20 protein-coding genes are annotated in these 23,436 nt (G+C 71.5%); 16 read left to right on the top strand and 4 right to left on the bottom strand.

The features are described from left to right. From ACFWXC_RS46515 to catC, 15 genes are all read left to right on the top strand, one after another. Positions 1–603, top strand: coding sequence for a response regulator transcription factor (locus ACFWXC_RS46515; protein ID WP_384489200.1), 603 nt, complete (start codon positions 1–3; stop codon positions 601–603). Between the two features lie 8 nt (positions 604–611). Next, positions 612–2,066 (top strand): ATP-binding protein, encoded by a 1,455-nt coding sequence (locus tag ACFWXC_RS46510; protein ID WP_384489198.1) that lies wholly within the window; start codon positions 612–614, stop codon positions 2,064–2,066. Beyond that, positions 2,063–4,621 (top strand): family 78 glycoside hydrolase catalytic domain, encoded by a 2,559-nt coding sequence (locus ACFWXC_RS46505; protein ID WP_384489197.1) that lies wholly within the window; start codon positions 2,063–2,065, stop codon positions 4,619–4,621. Before ACFWXC_RS46510 ends, ACFWXC_RS46505 begins: the two co-directional genes overlap by 4 nt. Then, complete coding sequence (locus ACFWXC_RS46500) at positions 4,618–5,844, top strand: amidohydrolase family protein (protein ID WP_384489195.1); 1,227 nt, start codon at positions 4,618–4,620, stop codon at positions 5,842–5,844. Before ACFWXC_RS46505 ends, ACFWXC_RS46500 begins: the two co-directional genes overlap by 4 nt. 114 nt (positions 5,845–5,958) lie before the next feature. Then, complete coding sequence (locus tag ACFWXC_RS46495) at positions 5,959–7,068, top strand: acyl-CoA dehydrogenase family protein (protein WP_384489193.1); 1,110 nt, start codon at positions 5,959–5,961, stop codon at positions 7,066–7,068. 15 nt (positions 7,069–7,083) lie between these two features. Next, positions 7,084–7,443: a hypothetical protein gene (locus ACFWXC_RS46490; RefSeq protein WP_384489191.1), complete on the top strand. Its 360-nt coding sequence runs from the start codon at positions 7,084–7,086 to the stop codon at positions 7,441–7,443. Beyond that, positions 7,440–8,693: a Rieske 2Fe-2S domain-containing protein gene (locus ACFWXC_RS46485; RefSeq protein ID WP_384489189.1), complete on the top strand. Its 1,254-nt coding sequence runs from the start codon at positions 7,440–7,442 to the stop codon at positions 8,691–8,693. The genes ACFWXC_RS46490 and ACFWXC_RS46485 overlap by 4 nt, the downstream gene beginning before the upstream one ends. Further along, positions 8,683–9,198, top strand: a complete 516-nt coding sequence (locus tag ACFWXC_RS46480; protein WP_384489187.1) for an aromatic-ring-hydroxylating dioxygenase subunit beta — start codon at positions 8,683–8,685, stop codon at positions 9,196–9,198. Before ACFWXC_RS46485 ends, ACFWXC_RS46480 begins: the two co-directional genes overlap by 11 nt. Continuing rightward, entirely contained in the window at positions 9,195–9,956 is a 762-nt protein-coding gene (locus ACFWXC_RS46475) for an SDR family NAD(P)-dependent oxidoreductase (RefSeq protein ID WP_384489185.1), read from the top strand. The genes ACFWXC_RS46480 and ACFWXC_RS46475 overlap by 4 nt, the downstream gene beginning before the upstream one ends. A 41-nt stretch (positions 9,957–9,997) precedes the next feature. Further along, positions 9,998–10,945, top strand: coding sequence for a PDR/VanB family oxidoreductase (locus ACFWXC_RS46470; RefSeq protein WP_384489183.1), 948 nt, complete (start codon positions 9,998–10,000; stop codon positions 10,943–10,945). 86 nt (positions 10,946–11,031) lie between these two features. Further along, on the top strand, positions 11,032–11,547 hold the full coding sequence (locus tag ACFWXC_RS46465; RefSeq protein WP_384489181.1) for a flavin reductase: 516 nt from the start codon (positions 11,032–11,034) through the stop codon (positions 11,545–11,547). Continuing rightward, the gene (locus ACFWXC_RS46460; RefSeq protein ID WP_384489179.1) at positions 11,544–12,728 is read left to right on the top strand and encodes an amidase; all 1,185 of its coding nucleotides are present in this window, start codon (positions 11,544–11,546) and stop codon (positions 12,726–12,728) included. The genes ACFWXC_RS46465 and ACFWXC_RS46460 overlap by 4 nt, the downstream gene beginning before the upstream one ends. After that, on the top strand, positions 12,725–13,828 hold the full coding sequence (locus tag ACFWXC_RS46455; protein ID WP_384489177.1) for a mandelate racemase/muconate lactonizing enzyme family protein: 1,104 nt from the start codon (positions 12,725–12,727) through the stop codon (positions 13,826–13,828). The genes ACFWXC_RS46460 and ACFWXC_RS46455 overlap by 4 nt, the downstream gene beginning before the upstream one ends. 29 nt (positions 13,829–13,857) lie before the next feature. Beyond that, positions 13,858–14,712, top strand: coding sequence for a catechol 1,2-dioxygenase (gene catA / locus ACFWXC_RS46450; RefSeq protein ID WP_384489175.1), 855 nt, complete (start codon positions 13,858–13,860; stop codon positions 14,710–14,712). A gap of 44 nt (positions 14,713–14,756) precedes the next feature. Beyond that, positions 14,757–15,035: a muconolactone Delta-isomerase gene (gene catC, locus ACFWXC_RS46445; RefSeq protein WP_384489173.1), complete on the top strand. Its 279-nt coding sequence runs from the start codon at positions 14,757–14,759 to the stop codon at positions 15,033–15,035. A gap of 47 nt (positions 15,036–15,082) precedes the next feature. Here the strand turns inward: catC and ACFWXC_RS46440 are convergent, their stop codons facing one another. From ACFWXC_RS46440 to ACFWXC_RS46425, 4 genes are all read right to left on the bottom strand, one after another. Further along, on the bottom strand, positions 15,083–16,153 hold the full coding sequence (locus ACFWXC_RS46440) for a fatty acid desaturase family protein (protein ID WP_384489171.1): 1,071 nt from the start codon (positions 16,151–16,153) through the stop codon (positions 15,083–15,085). A 198-nt stretch (positions 16,154–16,351) separates the two neighbouring features. Further along, positions 16,352–16,849, bottom strand: a complete 498-nt coding sequence (locus tag ACFWXC_RS46435) for a Pycsar system effector family protein (RefSeq protein ID WP_384489169.1) — start codon at positions 16,847–16,849, stop codon at positions 16,352–16,354. Positions 16,850–16,970: 121 nt separating this feature from the next. After that, positions 16,971–18,746, bottom strand: a complete 1,776-nt coding sequence (locus ACFWXC_RS46430) for a CATRA conflict system CASPASE/TPR repeat-associated protein (protein ID WP_384489167.1) — start codon at positions 18,744–18,746, stop codon at positions 16,971–16,973. Continuing rightward, the gene (locus ACFWXC_RS46425; RefSeq protein WP_384489165.1) at positions 18,715–19,092 is read right to left on the bottom strand and encodes a CATRA system-associated protein; all 378 of its coding nucleotides are present in this window, start codon (positions 19,090–19,092) and stop codon (positions 18,715–18,717) included. The genes ACFWXC_RS46430 and ACFWXC_RS46425 overlap by 32 nt, the downstream gene beginning before the upstream one ends. A gap of 141 nt (positions 19,093–19,233) precedes the next feature. Here ACFWXC_RS46425 and ACFWXC_RS46420 point away from each other — a divergent pair, with 141 nt between their 5' ends. Continuing rightward, positions 19,234–23,406, top strand: a complete 4,173-nt coding sequence (locus ACFWXC_RS46420) for a CHAT domain-containing protein (protein ID WP_384489163.1) — start codon at positions 19,234–19,236, stop codon at positions 23,404–23,406. The last annotated feature ends 30 nt before the right edge of the window (positions 23,407–23,436 follow it).

The following is a 23,436-nucleotide window of genomic DNA, read 5'->3' as shown; positions in this document are numbered from 1 at the left end:
ATGTGCCTCGTGTACATCCTCGACGACGACGAGGAGCTCAGCGAGTCGCTCGCCTGGCTCCTGGAGTCGGTCGGTATCCGCTCGGAGCGTTTCCGGGACGCCCGGACCTTTCTGCGCTCCTACGACCGCACCCGGCCGGCCTGTCTGGTCCTGGACGTCCGCATGCCCGAACTCAGCGGCTTCGGTGTCCAGGAACTGCTGAACGAGACCGGTTCCCCGCTGCCGGTCGTCTTCGTCTCCGCGCACGGCGACATCCGGATGTCCGTGCGCGCCATGCAGAACGGCGCCGTCGACTTCCTGGAGAAGCCCTACGACCCCCAGCACCTCCTCGACGTCGTGCAGAACGCCCAGCGCACCGCACACGAACGCTTCGACCGCGAGGCTCAACAGAGCGGACTCCGGGCCAAGTTGGACACCCTGACCGGGCGGGAGCGGGAAGTGCTCGCGCTGTCGGCCGAGGGTGCGTCCAACAAACAGATCGCGGGGCGGCTCGGCATCAGCGCCAAGACCGTGGACGTGCACCGGGCCCGCATCCGGGAGAAGACCGGCGCCGAGAGCGTCCCGGCCCTGGTCCTGGACGTGCTCCGGCTGGACGCGTGGTGAGGAGGGGCATGCCCGTGGACGACCTCGACCCGACCGACTTCCACGAGCTGACCGAGGCGCTGAAGTACTGCGTCCTCCTCCACGACGCCCGCACCTTCGACATCCTCTGGGCCAACCACGCCGCCTGCGACCTGCTCGGCTGGACCGTCGACGAGCTGAAGCCGCTCAAGGCGCCGGACATGAGCAAGAACGCCCGCCAGTACAGCCGTGAACTCGGCCACCGCTGGCTCGGGTACGCCGTCGAGCACGGCATCAGCGCCACCGAGTGGTGCTACCGCTCCAAGAACGGCGAGGAGATCCTCACCGAGGCGATCGCGATCCGCGTCGAACTGGCGGCGCGGACGGCGGTGATGGTCCAGTTCCGCGACATCGCCGAGGAGAAGGCGGTCCGGCGCGACCTGTCCCGCACCGAGAACCGGCTGCACGCCTTCCTCGGCGGCCTGGCCGAGGGGATCGTCGTCCTCGACGACGCGAACCGGGTCGTCTACGCCAGCGAGGCCGCGTCCCGCGAGCTCGGCGGCGACCTCGACGGGGCGGACTTCACCGCCTACTGCTGCGACGGCCCCGTCCCCGAGCACGAGGGCCGCTACCGCTTCGCCGCGCCGGGCGGCACACCCCGCTGGTACGCCGCGACCTGCCAGCGCATCGACATCGAGAGCGACCTGCGCGGGCGGATGGTCCTCTTCTACGACATCACCGACCGCGTCCGCGCCGAGGAACGGCACCGGCGCGACACCCAGCACCTCGACCACCTCGCCCGCTACAACGCCATGGGCGACATGGCGATGGCGATCGCCCACGAGGTCAGCCAGCCGCTGGCGGCCGCGTACAACTTCGTCGAGGGAGCGCGCGGCCGGCTCGGCACCGGCACCGGCTCCGCCGACGAGGCGGTGGCCTGGGGGCTGGACAACGCCGTACGGCAGATCGAGCGGGCCCGCCGGATCCTGAGCAGCCTGCGCGGTTACGTCGGCCGGCTTGAGCAGTCCGAGCAGCTGACCGACCTCAACGCGATCGTGCGCGACTGCGCGTACTTCGTCGAGCTGCGGGCCCAGGAGCACGCGGTGGCCGTCGAATTCGACCTCGCCGCCGATCCGCTCCCGGTCCTGTGCGAGAACGTGCTCATCGGGCAGGTCGTGATGAACCTCGCCTTCAACGCGGTCGACGAGATGGCCCGTTGGCCCCGGGCGGAACGCGGCGTGCGGATCGTCACCCGGCGCGGCGACGACGGCCGCCCCGAACTCGCCGTCCGCGACCGGGGACACGGGCCGCCGACGGACGAGCGGATCTTCGAGGGGGTCTTCACCTCCAAGGAGAACGGCAGTGGCATCGGCCTCGCCCTGAGCCACCGCATCGTCACCCGGCACGGCGGCACCATCGGCGTCCACGCGAACGAGCCGCGCGGAGCGGTCTTCTGGTTCGCGCTGCCCACGGCCCCGACACGAGCGGAAGCAGGGAGCACATGACCGACCACCGACCGCGTGTCACCGACGTACGGGCCGAGCACCACCGGCAGCCGCTCGGCATCGGCGAGCGGCGCCCCCGGCTGTCCTGGCGGACGATCACCGACCGGCCCGGCTGGTGCCAGACGGCGTACGAGATACGACTCACCGAGGAGCACCGCGAGGTGGGCCGGACCCACCGCCGGTCCGCCGAGTCGGTGTTCGTCCCCTGGCCGGGTGGTCCGCTGACCTCGCGCCGCCGGGTCGAGGTGGCGGTGCGCGTATGGGGGCCGGACGGCGACGGGCCGACCCCGTGGTCGGATCCGCTCACCGTCGAGGCCGGACTGCTGGAGCCCTCGGACTGGTCGGCCGACATGGTCTCGCCCGCCCGGCCGGAGCCCGTCGGACGCCACCTCCCGCCGCCCGTCCTGCGGGGCACCTTCCGCCCGCGCGGCCCGGTCACCTCGGGCCGCCTCTACGCCACCGCCCACGGCGTGTACGAGGCGGAGCTCAACGGCATACGGACCGATGACCAGGTGCTGGCCCCCGGCTGGACCCACTACCCCGAACGCCTGCGCTACCAGACGCACGACATCACCGGCCTGCTGCGCGACGGCGACAACGAGATCCGCGTCCTGCTGGCCGACGGCTGGTTCCGCGGGCGGCTCGGCTTCGGCGGCGGAACGCGCGACATCTACGGCGACCGGCTCGCCGCCCTCGTGCAGATCGAGGTCCGGTACGCCGACGGCACCGCCGAGACCTTCGGCAGCGGCCTCGACTGGCAGGCCGCACCCGGCCCGATCCTGTCCTCCGGGATCTACGAGGGCGAGGAGTACGACGCCCGCCGGGAGCCCGCCGACTGGGGCCCCGTGCGGCTCGTGCCGTACGACCCGGCCCGGCTGGTCGCGCCCGACGGGCCGCCGGTGCGCCGTACCGCCGCCCTGGACCCCGTCGCCGTCCTCACCTCACCGTCCGGCCGGACGATCCTCGACTTCGGCCAGAACCTCGTCGGCCGGCTACGCATCCGCGTCGAGGGGGAGACCGGACACACCGTCACGCTGCGCCATGCCGAGGTACTGGAGGACGGCGAACTGTGCGTCCGGCCGCTCCGCGAGGCACGGGCCACCGACATCTACACGCTGCGGGGGACGCCCGGCGGCGAGGAGTGGGAGCCGCGCTTCACCTTCCACGGTTTCCGCTACGCCGAAGTCACTGACTGGCCACGACAGTTGGCACCAGGTGACGTCCAGGCCGTCGTCCTGCACACCGACATGCGCCGCACCGGATGGTTCGAGTGCTCCGAGCCGCTGCTGAACCGCCTGCACGAGAACGTGGTGTGGGGCATGCGCGGGAACTTCCTCGACATCCCCACCGACTGTCCCCAGCGGGACGAACGCCTCGGCTGGACCGGCGACGTCCAGGTGTTCGCGCCCACCGCGACCTTCCTGCACGACTGCGCGGGACTGCTGCGCTCCTGGCTGAGGGACCTCGCCGCCGAGCAGCACCCGGACGGCAGAGTCCCGATGTACGTACCGCACATCCCCACCGCGTTCCCCGAACTGCGCGCCGCCGCCTGGGGCGACGCCGCCGTGATCGTGCCCTGGGTGCTGTACGAACGCTACGCAGACCCGGGGATCCTCGCCGACCAGTACGCCAGCATGAAGGCCTGGGTGGACGGCATCACGCGGGTCACCGGCGACCGGCACGTGTGGGACGGCGATCGGCAGCTCGGCGACTGGCTCGACCCGTCCGCCCCGCCGGACCGCCCGGGCGACGCCCGCACCGACCCGCACCTCGTGGCCACGGCCCACTACGCACATTCGGCCCAACTCCTCGCGCAGACCGCCGAGTTGCTCGGCCGCCACGACGAACACGCCCACTACACGAAGCTGGCCGAAGCCGTACGGGACGCGTTCCGCCGGGAGTACCTCACACCCGACGGCCTGCTCACCAGTGACACGCAGACCGCGTACGCGCTCGCCCTGCGGTTCGGGCTCCTCGCCACGGACGCGCAACGCGCCCGCGCCGGACGGCGGTTGGCCGAACTCGTCCGCGCCGACGACTTCCACATCGGCACCGGTTTCGTCGGCACACCACTGATCTGCGACGCGCTGTGCATGGCGGGCGAGTACGACACGGCCTACCGGCTGCTGCTGCAACGCACCTGCCCGTCCTGGCTCTACCCCGTCACCATGGGCGCGACCACCGTCTGGGAACGCTGGGACAGCATGCTGCCCGACGGCACGGTCAATCCCGGCGAGATGACGTCCTTCAACCACTACGCCCTCGGCGCCGTCGCCGACTGGCTGCACCGCACCGTCGCCGGCCTGGCCCCCGCCGCCCCCGGCTACCGGCGCCTGCTCGTCCGCCCCCGCCCCGGCGGCGGTCTGACCCACGCCCGCGCCGTCCACGACACGCCCTACGGCTGTGCGGAGGTGTCCTGGTCCCGCACCGGGAGCGCGTTGCGCGTCACGGTCACGGTCCCGCCCGGCACCACCGCACTGATCGACCTGCCGGGTAGCGCGGCGCCCGTCGAGGCCGCCTCCGGCACCCACCTGTTCCGAACGGAGCTGTCATGAATACCCGATACCGGCACGCCGTCCTCGTCGACGGAACCGGAGCGGCCCCCGTCCCCGACGCGGTCCTCGTCGTGGACGACGACGGGCAGATCGCCTACGCGGGCCCCGCCTCCGCGGCACCCCGGACGCCCGACGCGACGGACGTCGACCTCGGCGGGCGCACCCTGCTGCCCGGCTTCATCGACTGCCACGTGCACCTGTCCATGACCCCCGAACGCGGACTGGTCGCGGGCCTGGCCGCCGACCCCACGGTGGAGACGTTCGAGATCGCGCGCCGACTGCGGGACACCCTGCACGCGGGGGTGACGACCCTGCGCGACCTCGGCGGGACACCCGCCGGCTATCGGACGGCCGTCGAGCGCGGGCTGATCGAGGGCCCCCGGCTCCAGGTCGCCGTGAAGGTGATCAGCCACACCGGCGGACACGGCGACTGCTCGCTGCCCGGCGGGATCGACGCCGCCCCGCACCTCGGCGTGCTCGCCGACACGGTGGATGAGGTGCGGCTCGCCACCCGCAGGGTGCTGCGCGCCGGAGCGGACGTGGTCAAGGTGTGTGCGACCGGAGGCATGGGCAGCCCGCACGACGATCCCGACGACGAGGGCCTGACCCAGGAGGAGATGGCGGCCGTGGTCGACGAGGCGGCCCGGCACCGGGGCTGGCCCGTGGCGGTGCACGCCCAGGGCACCGCCGGCATCCGCAACGCCCTGCGGGCCGGCGTCAGCAGCATCGAGCACGGCTACGGCATGACCGACGAACTGTGCGACCTGGCCCTGGAGCAGGGCACGTTCCTGGTGCCCACCCTGTCCACCGTCTTCGCCCCGCTCGACCCGGCCGTCATGGCCGACCACCACTACCGCAAGAAGAGCCGCTGGTCAGGCATCAGCAAGGAGAACATCGCCCACGCCATCGCCCGCGGTGTCCCGATCGCCCTGGGCACGGACTCGGGCGTCGTCCCGCACGCCCGCAACCTGCTCGAACTGTCCCACCTCGTCGACCTGGGCATGGCACCGCTCGACGCGATCACGGCCGGCACCCTGAACGCGGCCCGGCTCCTCGGCGTCGACGACCGGCTGGGCTCCCTCGAAGCGGGGAAAACGGCCGACTTCGTGGTCGTGGACGGGGATCCGGTACGCGACATCTCCGTACTGGGCCGGCCGGAGAACGTGGTTCTGGTCGCGCTGTCGGGAGAGGTCCACAAGGACCTCGTACGGCTGCCCGGATAAGGGAAATCCCCTACGCGGTGAGGCCAAGTCCCCATGGTGGGCGCCTGGTTGCCGCGCATAGCGTGAAGACACGGCGGGCGGGAGTACCGCCCGGCACTGCAAGGAGATTCCCTCATGACGCATTTCGATCAGCTGCTGACGGTCGTGGCGGACCGGCGGGCGGAATTCGAGGAGAAGCGGCATGTGCCGCGGGATGTGATCGCCGATTTCAAGCGCGCGGGAATCTACCGGGCAGGCGTTCCGAAGCGATTCGGTGGCGATGCGCTGCCGCCCGCCGAGTTTCTCCGTCTCATCGAACGGATCTCGGTGGTCGACGGGTCGGCCGGATGGGTCGCGAGCTTCGGCTCCTCCGGGATCTACCTGGCCGCACTGCCGCCCGAGACCCAGGCGGAGCTGTACGCGGACGGGCCCGACGTGGCCTTCGCCGGCGGCCTGTTCCCGGTGCAGCCCGCCGAGCGCGTCCCGGGTGGTTATCGCGTCTCCGGGCGCTGGAAGTTCGCCAGCGGCTGCAAGGGCGCCGACGTACTCGGCGTCGGAATCAAGGCGGGTGAGGACCGGGCCGGACGGCCGCGGACCGCCGTCCTGCGGCCCGGGCAGGTGGAGATCGTCGACAACTGGGACGTCATCGGCATGCGAGGCACCGGCAGCCATGACCTGGTGGTCGACGGCGTGGAGGTACCGGAGGAGTGGACGTTCGTGCGCGGTGGCGAACCCACCGTCGACGAACCGCTCTACCGCTATCCCACCGTCCCCTACGCGGCCCAGGTCCTGGCCGTCGTCGGCCTCGGCGTCGCCCGCGCGGCCCTCGACCACGTCATCGCCCAGGGCGGCCGCTCCGGCTTCACGGGCGCTCCCAAGCCCGCCGAACGCGCCACCTACCGCATCGCGGTCGGGCAGGCCGAGGCCCAACTCCGCTCCACACGCGCCTTCTTCTACGAGACCACCGAGGACGTGTGGGCCACGGTCGAGGCGGGGGACCCCGCGACGGCCGAGCAGGCGAGCCTGCTGAGGCTGGCCTCCGCGCACCTCGCCAAGACCTCCTTCGAGGTCGTCCGGGCCGCCTACCAGCTCGGCGGCATCGGCGCCATCACCGACGGCAGCCCCCTCCAGCGCTACCTGCGCGACGCGTCGGTCGTGCCGCAGCACGCCTTCCTCCAGGAGGGCATGTACGACGGCGCGGGCGCGGTCCTCATGGGCGTCCAGCCCTTCCCCGGCTACCTCTAGAAAGGCAGGAACCCCGTGTCCGACGCACCCCTGCGCGTGCTGTTCTGCATAGGCGTCAACCAGAACTTCTTCGACCTGCCCACAGGACAGGGCAAGACCGTCTGGGACGGCTTTACTACCATGCTCGGCCAGTTGTACGAACTGCCCGGAGTCACCGTCCTGGGCACCATCGACGACGACCTGCACATGGTCGGCCCGTCCGACTCCTGGCCCTGGACCTGTTACGTCCTCGCCGACGTCGTCGACCAGGCCGCTGTCGCCGCCGCCTGCAACCTCTTCCGCACCGTCCAGGTCGGCGAGCACGGCCTGTGGCGCTACATGAAGATCGAGGCCCGCCTCGGCCGCCCGCTCCCCGAGCCGGAGGTGGCCCGATGACGCACTCGCCGCTCGTCGAAGCCGACCGCGTCGCCGGCACCCTCTACACCGACCCGGCCCTCTTCGAACGGGAGATGGACCGCATCTTCCACCGCACCTGGGTGTGGGTCGCCCACGAGAGCGAGATCGCCAAGGCCGGCGACTTCAAGACGGCCTGGGTGGGCCGCCGTCCCGTCATCGTCACCCGGGACCGGCGCGGCGGCATCAACGTCCTGCTCAACCGCTGCCGCCATCGCGGCGCCAGCGTCTGCGAGACCCCCAAGGGCAACGGCAACGGCTTCACCTGCCCCTACCACGCCTGGTCGTACGCGCTGGACGGCACTCTGCGCGGCATCCCGTACCCCGAGGGCTACGAGGACGTGCTGGAGAAGAAGGACCTTCCGCTCCAACGGCTCAAGGTGGCCACCTACGCGGGCATGGTCTTCGCCACCTTCAGCGAGGACATCGAGCCGCTGGAGGACTTCCTCGGCGGGGCCAGGCTGTGGATCGACCGCTTCATGAAGCAGGGCGCGGGCTACCCGATCAAGGTGCAGGGCGAGCACAGGTTCCGCTTCAACGGCAACTGGAAGATCCAGCTGGAGAACACCACCGACTGGTACCACTTCCCGATCGTGCACCGCTCCTGGATGTCCTCGGTGGACGCCGAGACCGCGAGCATGCTGTCGATCATGACCGACGAGACCGCGGTCACCCACGCCCTCGGCAACGGCCACAGCGTCTCCGTCTCCGTCGCCGAACACGCCGACCTGGACGTGGACGACGGCACCGAGAAGCTCCAGGACCGCTTCAGCCACATCGTCGAGGAACTGTCGAAGGACCACCCGCCGGAGAAGGTGCGGCGCATCGTCCGCTCCCTCCACGGCGCCGGGTTCAATCTCAACCTGTTCCCGAACGTGGCGATGTCGATGGCGTTCTTCCGCGTCCTGCGCCCCCTCTCGGTCACGGAGACGGAGATCCGGCACGTCGCCCTCGGCCTGGACGGCGGCCCCGAGATCGTCAACCGTGAACGCCTGCGCATCCACGAGCACTTCCAGGGCCCCTTCGGCTTCGGCAGCCCGGACGACGCCGAGGCCTGGAACCGCGTCCAGCGCGGTGTGGCCGGCGGCGTGGACATGCCGATCCTGGTCAACCGTGGCCTCGGCCGGGAGAAGCCCGACGACCTCGGTCAGCCCACCTCCCACGCGACCGACGAGACCGGGATGCGCGAGGCGTACGACATGTGGAAGAGGATGATGACCGATGGCAACTGAGGCCCCGAGCACGGCTGTTGAGCTGCCACTGGACGATCCCCGCGCGCTCGCCGCCGTCTCCCTGATCTGGCACGAGGCCCATCTGCTCGACGCCCGCCGCTACGCGGAGTGGGACGAGCTGTGGTGCGAGGGCGGCGAGTACGTCATTCCGATCGACCGTGATGTCACGGACTTCGCCTCCCGCCTCAACCTCGTCTACGACGACGACCGCATGCGCCGGATGCGGATCGAGCGGCTCACCGGCGGGATGTCCATCTCCGCCGCGGCGGCCGCCCGCACGGTCCGCTCGGTCTCCCGCTTCGTCGTCACCGGCCGCGCGAGCGACGCGATCGAGATCTGCTCCGCGCAGATCCTCGTCGGCTACAAACGCGAGGAGACCTTCGTCCTCGCCGCCGACGTCACCCACCGGATCGTGTTCGGCGCGGACGGTCCCCGCATCGCGCGGAAGATCGTCCAGCTGGTCAACTCGGAGGACGCCGTGACCGCTTCGGGGTTCCTGCTGTGAGCCCGCACGAGGAGAGCGAGCGGCGCGTCGCGGTGGTGACGGGCGCGGCCGGGGGCCTGGGCGCCTGCATCGCGGGACGGCTGTACGACCACGGCTACTGCGTCGCGCTCACCGACCTGGACGAGGAGGCCGCGGCCAAGGCGGCGGCGGAGCTCGACCCCGACGGGGACCACGCCGTCGGACTCGCACTCGACGTCCGCGACAAGGACGCCTTCGTCACGGTCCGGGACCGGTTGACCGAGCGCTGGGGTGCCGTCCACGTCCTGGTCAACAACGCCGGACACTCCAAGGTCGAATCCCTGATGGAGATCACGCCGGAGAGCTTCGACGCCGTGGTGGACACCAACCTCAACGGCACCTTCTTCGGCTGTCAGGTCTTCGGCGCCTACTTCGCCGAACGCGGCTACGGACGCATCGTCAACATCGCCTCCCTGGCCGGCCAGAACGGCGGGACGGCGACCGGTGCGCACTACGCGGCGGCGAAGGGGGGAGTGGCCACCCTGACGAAGGTGTTCGCCCGCGAACTCGGCCCGCACGGGGTGACGGTGAACGCCATCTCGCCGGGACCGCAGGACCTTCCGGTGGTCCGCGAGACCGTCGCGCCGGAGCGGCTCGCGCAGATCGAGGCGTCCATTCCCGTCGGCCGGCTCGGCCGTCCGCGCTTCGTCGCCGACATGGCCGTCCTGCTCGCGGCCGAGCACGCGGACGCGGTCACCGGAGCCTGCTGGGACGCCAACGGCGGCCTGTACATGCGCTGACAGCGCCGTCAGCTCCCGATCCGACCCCCGAAGGCAGACGGATGTTCACAGTCACCGTCACCGACACCCACCACGAGACCGACACGGTCAAGGTCCTCCGACTCGTCCGTCCCGACGGCGTACCCCTCACCCCGTACCAGCCCGGCGCGCACATCGACGTCACCGGCCCCACCGGGATCACCCGCCCCTACTCGCTGTGCGGGCCGCCGGACGACCCCGGTGCGTACACCATCTCCGTCAAGCGCGAGGAGAACTCCCGCGGCGGTTCCCACGCCCTGTACGACAAGACCGAGCCGGGCACCGAGCTGACCGTCGGCGCGCCCCGGCAGCTGTTCGGTCTTGCCCCCGACGCGGCCGAGCACCATCTCGTCGCGGCCGGCATCGGTATCACGCCGCTGCTGGCGATGGCGTACGAACTGCACGGCGGGGGAGCGGAGTTCACCCTGCACTATGTGGCGAGGAGCCGGGCGGAGGCGGCCTTCGCCGGACTGCTGGAGGAGTCCGCCTTCACCGGGCGTGTGGTCCGCCACTTCGGGCTCGGCCGACAGGCGGCCGGTGCCGCGCTCACCGCGCACCTGACCGGTCTTCCGGCGGACGCCCACGTCTACACCTGCGGGCCCCAGGACTTCATGGCGTACGTCCGTGAGGTCGCCGCGCGCAGCGTGCCCGAGGAGCGGATCCACTCGGAGCTGTTCCAGGCGGGTGAGCCCACGGACGCGGGCGGGGCCTTCGAGGTCGAGCTCGACACCGGTGAGATCTACACCGTGCCGTCCGGCAGGAGCATCGCCGAGGTGCTGGAGGACAACGGCGTCCCGCTGGAGACCTCCTGTCGCGAGGGCATCTGCGGGACCTGCGTCCTGCGGGTGGTCGAGGGCGAACCCGACCACCGCGACCACTGCCTGACCGCGAAGGAGAAGGCGGCCGGGGACCAGATCGCCGCCTGCGTGTCCCGCGCCAAGTCGGCGCGACTGGTGGTCGAGCTGTGGTGAGCACTCCGAGCACTCCGAGCACTCCGACCACTTCGACCACTTCGACCAATCCGAGGTACGACGACAACGAGAGGAAGGGCGAAGCCGTGCCCCCCAGCCGGACCGACTTCCGCGAGGCGATGGCCCACCTCCCGGCAGCCGTCAACATCCTGACCACGGACGGGCCGAACGGCCGCTGCGGCATCACCCTCAGCGCCGTCTGCTCGGTGACCGACGACCCGCCGACCGTCCTGGTGTGCGTGAACCGCGGCAGCGCCATGCACGACGTCTTCCGGGCGAACGGACGCGTGGGTCTCAACGTCCTCGGCGGAGAGCAGCAGGAACTCGCCCTGCACTTCTCCGGAGCCACCAAGGTGGACATGGCCGAGCGCTTCACCTGGGACGTCTGGGACCGCACCCATGACGTACCGGTCCTCAAGGAAGCCCTGGTCACGGCGGTCGGCACGATCAAGCACACCGTCCCCATGGGTTCCCACAGCGTGCTGTTCGTCGACATCGAGCAGATCCGCACCCGCCCCGGAGGCCAGAGCCTCGTCTACTTCAACCGCGCCTTCCACCGGCTCGACGCCGACCCCCTCGTACCGGAAGGCGCCCGCTCATGACCACCGTGGAGGACGCGCTACGACGTCTGGAGCGGACCGAGCCGGACATCCGCGCCTGGGTCCGCGTGGACGCCGAGGGTGCCCGCGCGGCTGCCGAGCGGGCACCGGACGGACCGCTCAGGGGCCTCCCGTTCGGGGTCAAGGACATCATCGATGTCGCCGGGCTGCCCACCGAGTGCGGCTCCTCGCTGCGCCGCGGAAGGATCGCCGAGCACGACGCCTGGCTCGTGGACCGGCTGCGCAAGGCAGGCGCCGTTCCCCTCGGCAAGACGGTGACGACCGAGTTCGCGTACTTCCAGCCCGGCCCCACCCGCAACCCGCACGACGTGGCCCACACGCCGGGCGGCTCGTCCAGCGGCTCGGCCGCCGCCGTCGCGGCCGGCGTCGTGCCCCTGGCCCTGGGCTCACAGACGGCGGGCTCACTGACCCGGCCCGCCTCCTTCTGCGGCGTCGCCGGATATGTCGCCCCGGTCGGCGCCTGGCCGACGACCGGGATCACCGGCCTCAGCCCGACCCTGGACGCACCAGGACTGCTCACCGAGCACGTGGACGATCTGGCCGCCGCCGTGGAGGCCGTCGACGGCACGCGGTGCGAGGGCCCGGACACCGCGGTACGGGTGCTGGTGTGGCCCGGCACGGAGCTGGCCGACGTCCACCCGGCGATGCTCGACGCGTTGCAGGGCACGGTGCGCGGCCTGGCCGCCGCCGGCGCGGCGACGGACGAACTCGCGGGACGGGTCCGTACGCCGGAACTCGCCGAGACGCACGCCACCGTCATGGCGTACGAGGCCGCCCGCTCGCTCGCGGCCGAAGCGGAGGATCCCGGATCCCTGAGCCGCCACCTGAACGACCTCCTGGCACGCGGGCGCGACACCCCGGCGGACGAGTACCGGGCAGCGCTCGCCGTCAGGCACGAAGCCCGCACCCGGATCCTCGAACTCCTCGACCACGCCGACGTGATCCTCGGCCCGGCTGCCCCCGGCCCCGCCCCGCACGGACTGGGCGCCACCGGTACACCGGTCCTCAGCCGCCCCTGGCAACTGCTCGGCCTGCCCGTCGTGACCGTCCCCGGTCACCGGGACCCGGACGGCATGCCGCTGGGCCTGCAACTCATCGGCCACCCCGCGCGCGTGGGCCGCCTGCTCGGCATCGCCCGGCACGTCGAGGGGACCATACGGTGAAGATCACCGGGATCGAGACCGTCCCGTACGCGATCCCCTACACCTCGCCGCTCAAGTTCGCGAGCGGCGAGGTGCACACCGCCGAACATGTCCTGGTTCGCGTGCACACCGACGAGGGACTGACCGGTGTGGCCGACGCGCCGCCCCGCCCCTTCACCTACGGCGAGACACAGGCGTCCGTGATCGGGGTGATCGAGAAGATCTTCGCGCCGCAGCTGGTCGGCGCGGACGTGTTCGCCCGCGAGCAGATCCGCGCCCGGCTGCATCGCACCGTCGGCAATCCGGCCGCCAAGTCGGCCCTCGACATGGCGCTGTGGGACATCACCGGCCAGGCCCTGGACCGGCCCGTCACCCAACTGCTGGGCGGCTGGACCGACCGGCTGCGGGTCAGTCACATGCTCGGCTTCGACGCGCCGCGGCGGATGGCCGACGAGGCCGTACGGATCCGGGACACGTACGGCATCACGGTCTTCAAGGTGAAGGTCGGCCGCCGCCCCGCCCGCCTCGACCTCGACGTCTGCCGGGCCCTGCGGGAAACCCTCGGTGAGGAGACCGAGTTGTACGTCGACGGCAACCGAGGGTGGACCGCCTCGGAGGCCGCGGCCGCGCTGCGCGAACTGGACGAGCTCGGCATGACGCTCGCCGAGGAGCTGTGCCCGGCCGACGACGTCCTCGGCCGCCGTTGGCTCGTCGGCCAGAGCCGCATCCCCTTCGTCGCGGACGAGTCCGCCACCACGCCGGCCGAGGTGACCCGCTCCCTGCTCGACGGCGCCGCCACGGCGATCAGCATCAAGACGGCCCGCACCGGATTCACCGACTCCCAGCGCGTGCTGTTCCAGTGCGAGGGGCTGGGGGCCGAGGTCGTGATGGGCAATCAGATCGACAGCCAGCTGGGCACGGTGTGCACCGTCGCCTTCGGCGCCGCCCATGCCGCATCGTCCCGCCGGGCCGGTGAACTCTCCAACTTCCTCGACATGAGCGACGACCTGCTCACCGAACCACTGACGATCACCGACGGGACGCTCGCCGTCCGCGACCGACCCGGACTGGGCGTCGCGATCGACGACGCCAAGCTCGCCCGCTACCGCCAGGACCACTGACCACCCCGCTTTCGAAGGAGCCGCACACCATGTCCGACACCACCCTCAAGGCCACGGCCGCCGGATCCGGGGCCTCGGCCACGGAACGCTTCCTCACCGACAAGACCGGAGTGTCCGGGCCGCAAGCCGACACCGCACGCGTCAACACCCTGGCCACAGCGGTGATCACCGCCGTCCACGACGTCATCCGCAGCCACCGGGCGACGTACGAGGAGTACAACGCCCTCAAGTCCTGGCTGATCTCCGTCGGCCAGGACGGTGAGTGGCCCCTCTTCCTCGACGTGTGGATCGAGCACGTCGTCGAGGAGGTCGCCACCGCGGCCCGGCAGGGCAGCAAGGGCACCATCGAGGGTCCGTACTACGTGCCCGGCGCCCCCGCCCTGCCCAGCGTCAGCTCCCTTCCCGTGCGGGACACCGAGGCCGGCACCCCGCTCCTCTTCCAGGGGCAGGTCACCGGCGTCCACGGCGAGCCGCTGGCCGGCGCCCTGCTGGAGATGTGGCAGGCCGACGACGACGGACTGTACGCACAGTTCGCACCCGGCATACCGGAGTGGAACCTGCGAGGCAGCATCGTCACGGACGACGACGGCCGGTTCGCGGTGACCACCATCCAGCCGGCCCCCTACCAGATCCCCACCGACGGCTCCTGCGGCCGGCTCATCGCGGCGGCTGGCTGGCACCCCTGGCGCCCCGCCCACCTGCATCTGAAGGTCTCGGCGCACGGACACGAACCGCTCACCACGCAGCTCTACTTCACGGGCGGCGCCCACCTCCAGGACGACGTGGCCTCCGCCGTGAAGCCCGAACTCGTCCTCGATCCGCGGCCGAACGGTAGCGGCGCGTACGAGGTCACGTACGACTTCGTCCTCGACCCCAGCTCCTGACCGCAGTACGCCATCCTCTTCTCGACCGCCGTCAGGAGGCCACCGTGCTCTTCGCCGTCCAGATGACCGTCAACCTGCCGCCCGACCTGGATGCCGACCTCAGGGACGCAACCCTCACCGCAGAGAAGGAGTACGCGCAGAAACTCCAACACTCCGGCGAGTGGCTGCACTTGTGGCGCAGCGTCGGCCAGTACGCGAATCTCAGCATCTTCGATGTCATCAGCAACGACCGGCTCAACGACATCCTGTGGGGTCTTCCGCTCTTCCCCTACATGGACATCACCGTGACGTCGCTGGCCCGGCATCCCTCCGCCATCGACTGACGTGCGTGGGTCCTGCCCACGACTGGAGGGCGGCGCGGGACGTGCTGTCAAGACGTCCTGCGCTGCCGCCTGATGGGTTCTCCCACCCGGTGCAGGTGCGCGAGGGCCTCGCGGTAGGACCGCAGCAGCCCGGTCTCGTGATACGGCACACCGATCTCCGCGCAGTACTCCCGCACGATCACCTGGGCGCGTCGCAGATGAGGTGTGGGCATGCTCGGGAACAGGTGGTGTTCGATCTGGTAGTTGAGCCCGCCGAGCATCATGTCCGTGAACCGACCGCCCCTCACATTGCGGGAGGTGAGCACCTGACGCCGCAGGAAGTCGGGCCGCTCGTCGCCGGTGAAGGTCGGCATGCCCTTGTGGTTCGGGGCGAACACACAGCCGAGATAGACACCGAAGAGACACTGGTGCACGGCGAGGAACGCCACCGCCTTGCCGGGAGAGAGCACCAGGAACAGCGCGGACAGGTAGGCCGCCAGGTGCAGGAGGAGCAGCGTGCCCTCCAGCCCCCGGTTCTTCATGGACGGCGAGCGCAGCGCCCGCAGGCTCGACACATGCAGGTTGAAACCCTCCAGCGTCAGCAGCGGGAAGAACAGGAACGCCAGGTGGCCGCCGATGACCCGGGCCAGGCCGCTGCTGTTGCGTGCCTGGTCGGTGGACCACACCACGAGGTCCGGAGCGACGTCGGGGTCGAGCTCCTCGTGGTTGGGGTTGGCGTGGTGACGGGTGTGCTTGTTCATCCACCACCCGTAGCTCATGCCGATGGCGAGGTTGCCGAAGAGGCGGCCCCACGCCTCGCTCGGGCGGCGCCGGCGGAAGACCTGCCGGTGCGCCAGATCGTGTGCCACGAGCGCCACTTGGCCGAAGACGAGGGCCATGGCGGCGGCGACAGCCAGCTGCCACCAGGTGTCGCCGAGCGCGAGGAAGGCCGCCCCGCCACCCAGCAGAGCCGCGATCACCAGGCCGAGCCGCACGGTGTAGTAGCCCGGGCGCCGGTCCAGCAGGCCCGCCTCGCCGATGCGTTGGGAGAGTCTGGCGAAATCGCTGCCGGGACCGGAGGGCCGCGCAGGGGCGGCGGGCGTTGCGGTCGCGACCGGAGCATCGAGGGAGAACGTCATACCGCTGAGTCTGGGCAGGGCCGTACCGCGCCGACACGGGGACAGCCACCGGATCTGTAGGGGGACTGCCTCCCGACCCCCCGGGGGCTACCACCACTCCTACGCCGCTGACCTCGGCTTCGGGCGTCGTCGCAGCCGCTACCGCAGCCTCACCGCATGAGACGCGGGCAGGGCAGACTGGCCCCCGCCTCCGGCAGCTCACGTTGTGTCGCCGAGCAGGCTGAGGGCTGCGGTCAGAACCACGGCCGCGAAGGCGAGCAGCAGGAGGACGGTACCGACACCGCTCCAGAAGTACTTTCGGCGGGCGACGTGCGCATTGGCCCAGATCTGTTCGGCGACGGCGGCGGTCAGTGTCCTGTCGTCGGCCAAGAGGCGTGCCAGCGCCTCGGGGTAGCCGTCCTCGGGGGAACGGTAGGCGCGGGCCACGTGTTCGAAGAACAGCAGGTTGGGTTGTTGCCCGAGGTTCTTCCTCCGCGGGCGCAGGACCATGCCGGTGGCCATCGTCGAGCCTGCGGTCAACAGAGCGCACAGGGATGCGGCGAGGTCGAGAGGGAGGTTGTGCGGGGGCGCGGTGCTGACCAGGCTGTACAGGATGCCGCCGATGACTCCTGCCGCGGTGAGCGTCACCGCCGCCTTGGCTTCGGCGTGCTTGATCCAGTCGGTGACGGTCTGGAGCGTTCGCCAGGCGTTCTCCACGCCGGACGCCTGCGGCGGCGGTATCTGCGACGGGGACGTCTGCCGACGTCGTGGTCCGGGCGCCATACTGGTCCCTTCGTTCCTCGGCGATACTTCTCGTTCCTCGGTGGTGCTTCCGGCGTCAGGCGGGAAGCCACAGCCACGCGTGTGCCTGGAACTCCTTGAACTCGACCAGCACCCGCCGGAACTCCTCCGGGTCCAGCCCCGGATAGCCCTCCCCGACGACGTACTCGTGGAGCGGGTCGGAGACCAGGGCGGCGTAGTCGACCTGCGAGTTGTCCCGGAGAGCGGTGCGCAGCACCGCGCTGTCGAGCATGCGGCTGACCTTGACGATGGTGCTGCCCGAGTAGCCGAGGGCGGCGATCCCGACCGGTCCCACGACGGTGGCGAGGCGCAGGCGCATCCGGTCGCGGAAGCGGCGGTTGTCGGCACCGAGCTGGTCCTGCCAGGAACGGAGTACGTGGGGAAGCGCCCGGTGCAGTTCCGCCCCGGCCGGGAGGAAGACGTTCATCCCGTCTCCCGTCCCCTGGTGGTCGGTCTCCTCCAGGGCGATGTCCAGACCTCCGAGGACCTGCCGGACGAGCAGGGCGAGCCGGACCTGCAGGTCGCTCTGTTCCGGGGAGGTGCGGCGGCTGTATCCCTCGATGTCCACGGCGAACCCCATGCGGAGCCTGACGGGCTCCGAGCCGCCGCCGGCAGAGGGGCGGGCAGAGCGGGGTTCGTCCGGCGTCGCGGACGAGCGGGCGGAACCGCCGCCCGGCTGAGACGGTTTCCGTCGGGTGCCGCCGTCGGGCGGAGGGCCGGCCGCGTCGGCTGTGGGGCCGAGCAGGCGGCGCAGATCCTCGGCGCGCAGCCGGGCGCTCGTCAGGTAGTCGGCGTCGTTGCCGAGTTGGTGGGGGAGCCAGTCGGCGAGTTCCCGGTCGGTGGGGAAGAAGGCGGACTGGACCTTGGTCATGTTGCCGACAGCTATGCGCACGGTCTGCAGCATGTCCCGCACATTGGCGTGGACCAGAGCGAGACGAGCCTCGTCGTCGCGCAGTGCACCGAGTTCGGCCGGGGTGTCGGCCGGGCGCCGGCGGGACGACTCGGACAGCTGATCGGTGCGTTCGACGACCTGCCGGATCAGGGTGCCGATCACGTCTCCGTCGTCCCGCACCCGGGCCTGGTAGCGCAGCTTCGCCGCGTGCATGGAGTAGCGGCACAGGGGTGGCATGTCGGGCTGCCCCTGGCTCCACGTCCAGGCGCTGAGCTGTGCGTCCTGGTCCTGTGAGGCCAGTACGACGATGCGCCGTCGGGGCCCGGTGTCGTCCGGTGACAGCTCCCACAGGGCGAAGCCCTGCTCGGTGGTCCAGCCCCGCTGCCACCAGTACGGAGCGTTGTCGCCGTCGGGAAGAGCCCGGCGGACCTCGGCTGCCGCGAGGTCGAGCGGCGGGACGTCCGTACCGGCGAACTTCGCCTGGTACACACGCGTCTCGCCCAGCACCGCTTCGGTGCCGTCGGCGGTCAGCCCGGCCCACCACCGGTCGAACTCCACCCAGCCGGGAGGCGACGCCGAGCCGATCCGCAGGCGCCTGGAGGTGGCCCCGAGCGGTGCGGCCAGCGCGACGGACAGGTTGAGCACGTCGTGCTCGCGCCGCACGACCGCCTGGAAGTCCGCCGTCGGGTGCTCCTGGGCTGCCGAGGGCTTTCCCGGAACGAGGGTCTTGGGGTCGGGCGGTAGCGTGGTCGGCAGACCCGTGCCGGCGATCGGCTGATCCATGCCGAGCTCGTCCCGGCAGCGCTCCCAGATGCGGCGGATCTGTTCGTACCCCTGCGTGGCCTGTGGTCCGTCAAGTGCCGTGTAGAGGTGGACGACGAGCTCCTGATCAAGGGGAGATCTGGTCGGGTCCGTCGTCATCGCCGCCTCCCCCGGTGACTGTGCCGACACCGGGCCCGGCATCCTGCGGCGGCGGGCCACCGAGCGAGTGGACCAGATGATTCGCCACGTCCCGGGTGTGCGAGGGGGCCGGGATCACCGGGTCGGAACCGACCCTGCTGATCCGCACCGGCCCGGACAGCTCGAGTTCGGCGGTGACGTCGCGTACGCCGTCGCCGTCACCGGCCGCCACGGCGTCGGCGAGCGCGTCGACAAGAGCCTGCACGCGGTCCCAACGCTGGGGTGAGAGCTTCCATTCGAGCAGATCGCCGAGGACCTCCACCACGTCGGTCCGCGTCTCGTCGTCGATCGTCTGCCGACCGGTCACCGATCCCCCCCACCCCGTAGGCTTCACTTAGCGTATCCGTCACGACACAGATCTATACGTCGGGGCAGCCCTTCCGGTTCCCGCGCGTGGATCCGAACAACGGAACGACGGTGATCGCCGACCCGGGGGAGGGGCATGGGCATGAACACGGGGGAGCCGGACCTGCTCGCCGAGATGGCGGGCAGACTGAACGGCCCAGCCGCGCAGGACGGACAGGCGCGCGGTGCCGCCCTCGCCTGGTTCTCGTCCGCCAGAGCGGCGCTCTCGGAGCGGCTGGAGTCGTCGGCCGGCGCGGGAGACGACGAACGGACCGTCGCACTGGCCCAGCACCTGGTGCACTTCCTGATCGCCGTACAGGACTGGGCTGCCCTGGAGACCACCGCTCGTCTCGGCCTGGAGGGCGCAGCGCGGCTCGGAGCCGACCAGGTGCGCATGGACCTGCTCCAGAGCCTGGGGGTCGCGCTCCAGCATCAGGGACGGGACGCCGACGCCGAGCGGCTGTTCCAGGAGGTCGCCGACCTCGCCGCCGACCTGGACGACCAGCCGGTCCGGGCCTCGGCCCTGGCCCACCTCGGGCAACTTCACCATCGGCGTGGTGACCTGGCCCAGGCCGCGGCCCTGCTGCAGCAGGCGGCGCTGGCCTACCGCACCGCCCGCCATCCGCGTGGCGAGGCGCGGACGTCGGGCGATCTGGCTCCGCTGCTGCACGCGCTCGGCGATCCCGACCAGGCGGCCGACTACTCGGCCCGGGCCCGGCGCCTCTTCCACGACCTGGGCGACCGGCTGAACGAGGCACGCTCCCTGCGGCTGATCGCGGCGGCCCAGGCCGAGGCGGGGTCGGACGAGGAGGCACTGCGCACCCTCCAAGCCGCTGTCGAGATGTTCGACGCCGACGGTGCCGCCCCCGACGCGGCAGAGGCACTGCACACCGCCGCACGCCTGCACCGGCGGCGCGGAGACACGCCCGCCGCCCGGGCCGCCGCACACCAAGCCCTGGACAGGACACGCGCCACCGGTGCGCCCGCCCCCGAGCTGGAGGAGTTCAACGCCGTCCTGGAGGCGGAGGAGGCGCTGGCCGTTCTGCTCACCGCCGCGACGAAGGAGGAGCGGGACGCGGCCGTCGCCGGTCATCCCTCGCTGCTCGGCGGACTGGCGTTGCAGATGCTCGTCAACCGGCGGGACGCGGCCGGTTCGGCTCCGGACGCGCCGGGCGGGCGGACAGGAGCAGGCGGACTGGACGCGGCCCTGGATCACCTCGCGGCACTTCCTGACGGCGCGCTGGCCGAGTGGCACCGGATCGACTGGGCGGAGGTATGCAGAGTCGCAGGGGACAACGCCGACCGACTGCCGCCCGACCTGTCCGCACTGCTGCGGCTCAGGCTCCTCACGGACCGGCCCGACCGGCGCGGCGCCCTGCTCGCCGAGGCGCTCGAAGTCGTCCCTGCCGACCGCCATCCGGGAGTGCACGGTCTCCTCCTCGCCGAACTCGCCCAGCTGTACGCCACCGGCACCGGCGGCGATCCCGAGAGCCACGATCACTCGATCCGGCTCGCCGGGGAGGCGACCCGTCTGCTGAACCGGCCGGAGAGCCGGGACAAGTGGGCGACGGTCCAGACCTTCCTGGGATCGGCCTGGCGCTCCCGCCCGCGGGGGAACAAGGCCGAGAACGTCGCCCAGGCACAGCGTGCCCTCCGCGCCGCCCTCATGTACTTCCGCCGATCCACCAGCCCCGTGGAGTGGGCGGCAACCATCGCCAACCTGGCCAACGTCTACTGGGAATGCCCGGAGGACCGGACCCGTAACCTGCGCCGGGCGCTGCACCGCCATCTGGCAGCCCTGACCGTGTTCAACCGCGAGGACTTCCCGGACCGTTGGGCCATCGCGCAGAGCAACATCGGCCTAGTCCTGTCCGAACCGGCGCTCGCCGCGGACCCCGACGCCCTGGAACTCGGCCGACGCCACCTCGAACAGGCGGTGCAGGCGCCCGAACTTCGAGGTCGCGCCCGCGCCCACGCGCTGGTCAACCTAAGCCGCTGCTACCGGATGCGGCTCCAGGGCGACCACGATGCCAATCAGAGCACGGCCCTGCACCACGCGCAGCAGGCTTTCGCGCTCTACGAGGAGTTGCGCCTCCCGCTCGACATGGCGAACGCCGCCACCGCCATCGCCGACGCCTTCGCCAACACCGCCGTCCGGAGCGGCACAGATGCCCTCGACGAGGCGGTGACGTGGTATCGGCGCGGCCTCGAACTGGCCCCCGCGGACCAGGACCCCCTCCTGCACGCCGCCATCGCGGACAACCTGGCCAACACCCTCGTCCAGCGCCGCGAGGTCACGGCCGAGGACCTCGGCACCGCGATCGAGCTGCACACGACGGCGCTGGAGACGTACGAAGCGCACGGCGACCGCCACGAAGCGGCACGCGCCCGGTACAACCTGGCAGCCACCCTGCGCCGCGGGGACCGGCCCGACTCCGAACGTGCCGTCCGGCTGCTGGAAAGCAGCCTCGAGACACGCACGCCGGACACGGTGCCCCTGGAGTGGGCCGAGTCCGCCACCGAGTTGGCCAGGGCCTGGCTGACGTCACTCAGCCCCGAGGACAGGGCCGACCGGGTCGCCGAGGCGGTGCGGCTCCTCACCGAGGTCGTGTCGGTCGTACCCTCGGCGACCGCCCCCGATCACGCCCGGCGCGCCTGGGGACTGCTGGGCGACGCGCACGCCGAGTCCGGGGCCTGGTCCGCGGCGGCCGACGCCTACGAGCAGGCTCTCGAGGCGGCTGAGAACCTCTACCGGATCACCGTGCTGCCCGGCGGCAAGGAGGCCGAACTCGTCCAGACCGCCGACCTTCCCAGGGAGGCCGCCCATGCCCTGGTTCGCGCCGGCCGCCCGGAGCGCGCGGTGGCCGTCCTGGAGCAGAGCCGGGCCCGGGACCTGGGCGACAGGCTGCAGCGCGACCGCGTCGGACTGGACGTCCTGGGCCGCGAACACCCCGACGCCGTGGCCGATTTCCGTTCGGCCGTGCAGCGCGTCCGGACCGTGGAGGCCCGTCAGCGTGCCGGCCGGGACGCGGTGGAGTCGGACACCCCGCGCCGCCTGCGCGCCGCGATGACGGACGCGCAGGCGCAACTCACCGCCGCCACCGAAGCGGTCCGGGCCCTGCCCGGCTTCCACGACTTCCTGCGATCGGTACCGATGTCGGCCGTGCGCCGGGCCGTGACGGACGGACCACCGCTGGTCTACCTCATCACGGCACGACACGGCAGCGTGGCCCTGCTCGTCCAGGGTTCGCCGGAGGAACCCGGAATCCGTATCGACGTCGTACAGGCACCGCTGTCCGAACCGGAGTTGCTGGTCGCGCTCGGGGCACACCCGTCGCTGGAGGAGGACGAGGATCTCCTGCCGCTGCTCGACCTGCTGGGTGCCCGGCTGATGGCTCCCCTCGCGAGGCGGCTGCGCTCCCTGGACGTCAGCCGTGCCGTCCTGGTGACCACCGGCATCCTCGGTGTCCTGCCCGTCCACGCCGCCCGCGTACCGGTGGAAGGAACGACGCGCTGCCTGTTCGACGACGTCGCCGTGTCGTACACGCCCTCCGCGCGCGTGCTCGTCGCCGCGCGGGCCACGAGCACGGAGCCTCCGCACGGCAGCGCCCGGCTGTTGGGAGTCGCCGAGCCCCATCCGTGCGACCCACCCCTTCCCTGGGCCGGCTCCGAACTCGGTGCGGTGCGCGGGCTGTTCACCGACCCCGGTGAGGCCCTGACCGGGGCCGACGCCACAAAGGAGAACCTGCTTCGGGCACTGCCGGCTGCGACCCATCTGCACTTCGCCGGGCACGGCTCCTACGATGCGGCCGACCCGGTCGCATCCTGTCTGGAGCTCGCCGACGGCGATCGGCTCACTCTTCGTGAACTACTGGACGGCCAAGCCCTCGCCGGCATCCGGCTAGTCGTGGCCTCCGCCTGCCGGACGGCGGTGACCGACATGGCGCGACTGCCCGACGAGGGCATCGGTCTGCCGGCCGGTCTGGTGCAGTCCGGAGCAGCCGGCGTCGTCGGAAGCCTGTGGGAGGTCAACGACCGCTCCACGGCGTTGCTGATCGCCAGGTTCTACGCCTACCACCTGCTCGGCGCGCCGGAACAGGACGAGCCGCCGATGCCGCCCGCGGTGGCACTGGCCCGGGCTCAGGCCTGGCTGCGTGACGCCGACACAGCCGAACTCAACAGGTTCGCCACGTCCGTGGGCCTGCGCCGGGCCCGCGCCACGTACACCGAACGGCCTTCGCACTGGGCGGCCTTCGTCCTGGTCGGCGAGGGCTGACCGCCGCCCCCTGTCCCACGGCCCCGCGTC

The organism is Streptomyces sp. NPDC058683 (assembly GCF_042716195.1).
GTDB lineage: Bacteria > Actinomycetota > Actinomycetes > Streptomycetales > Streptomycetaceae > Streptomyces.
The sequence above is the reverse complement of the archived record's forward strand: the minus strand, read 5'-3'. Positions and strand labels throughout refer to the sequence as shown.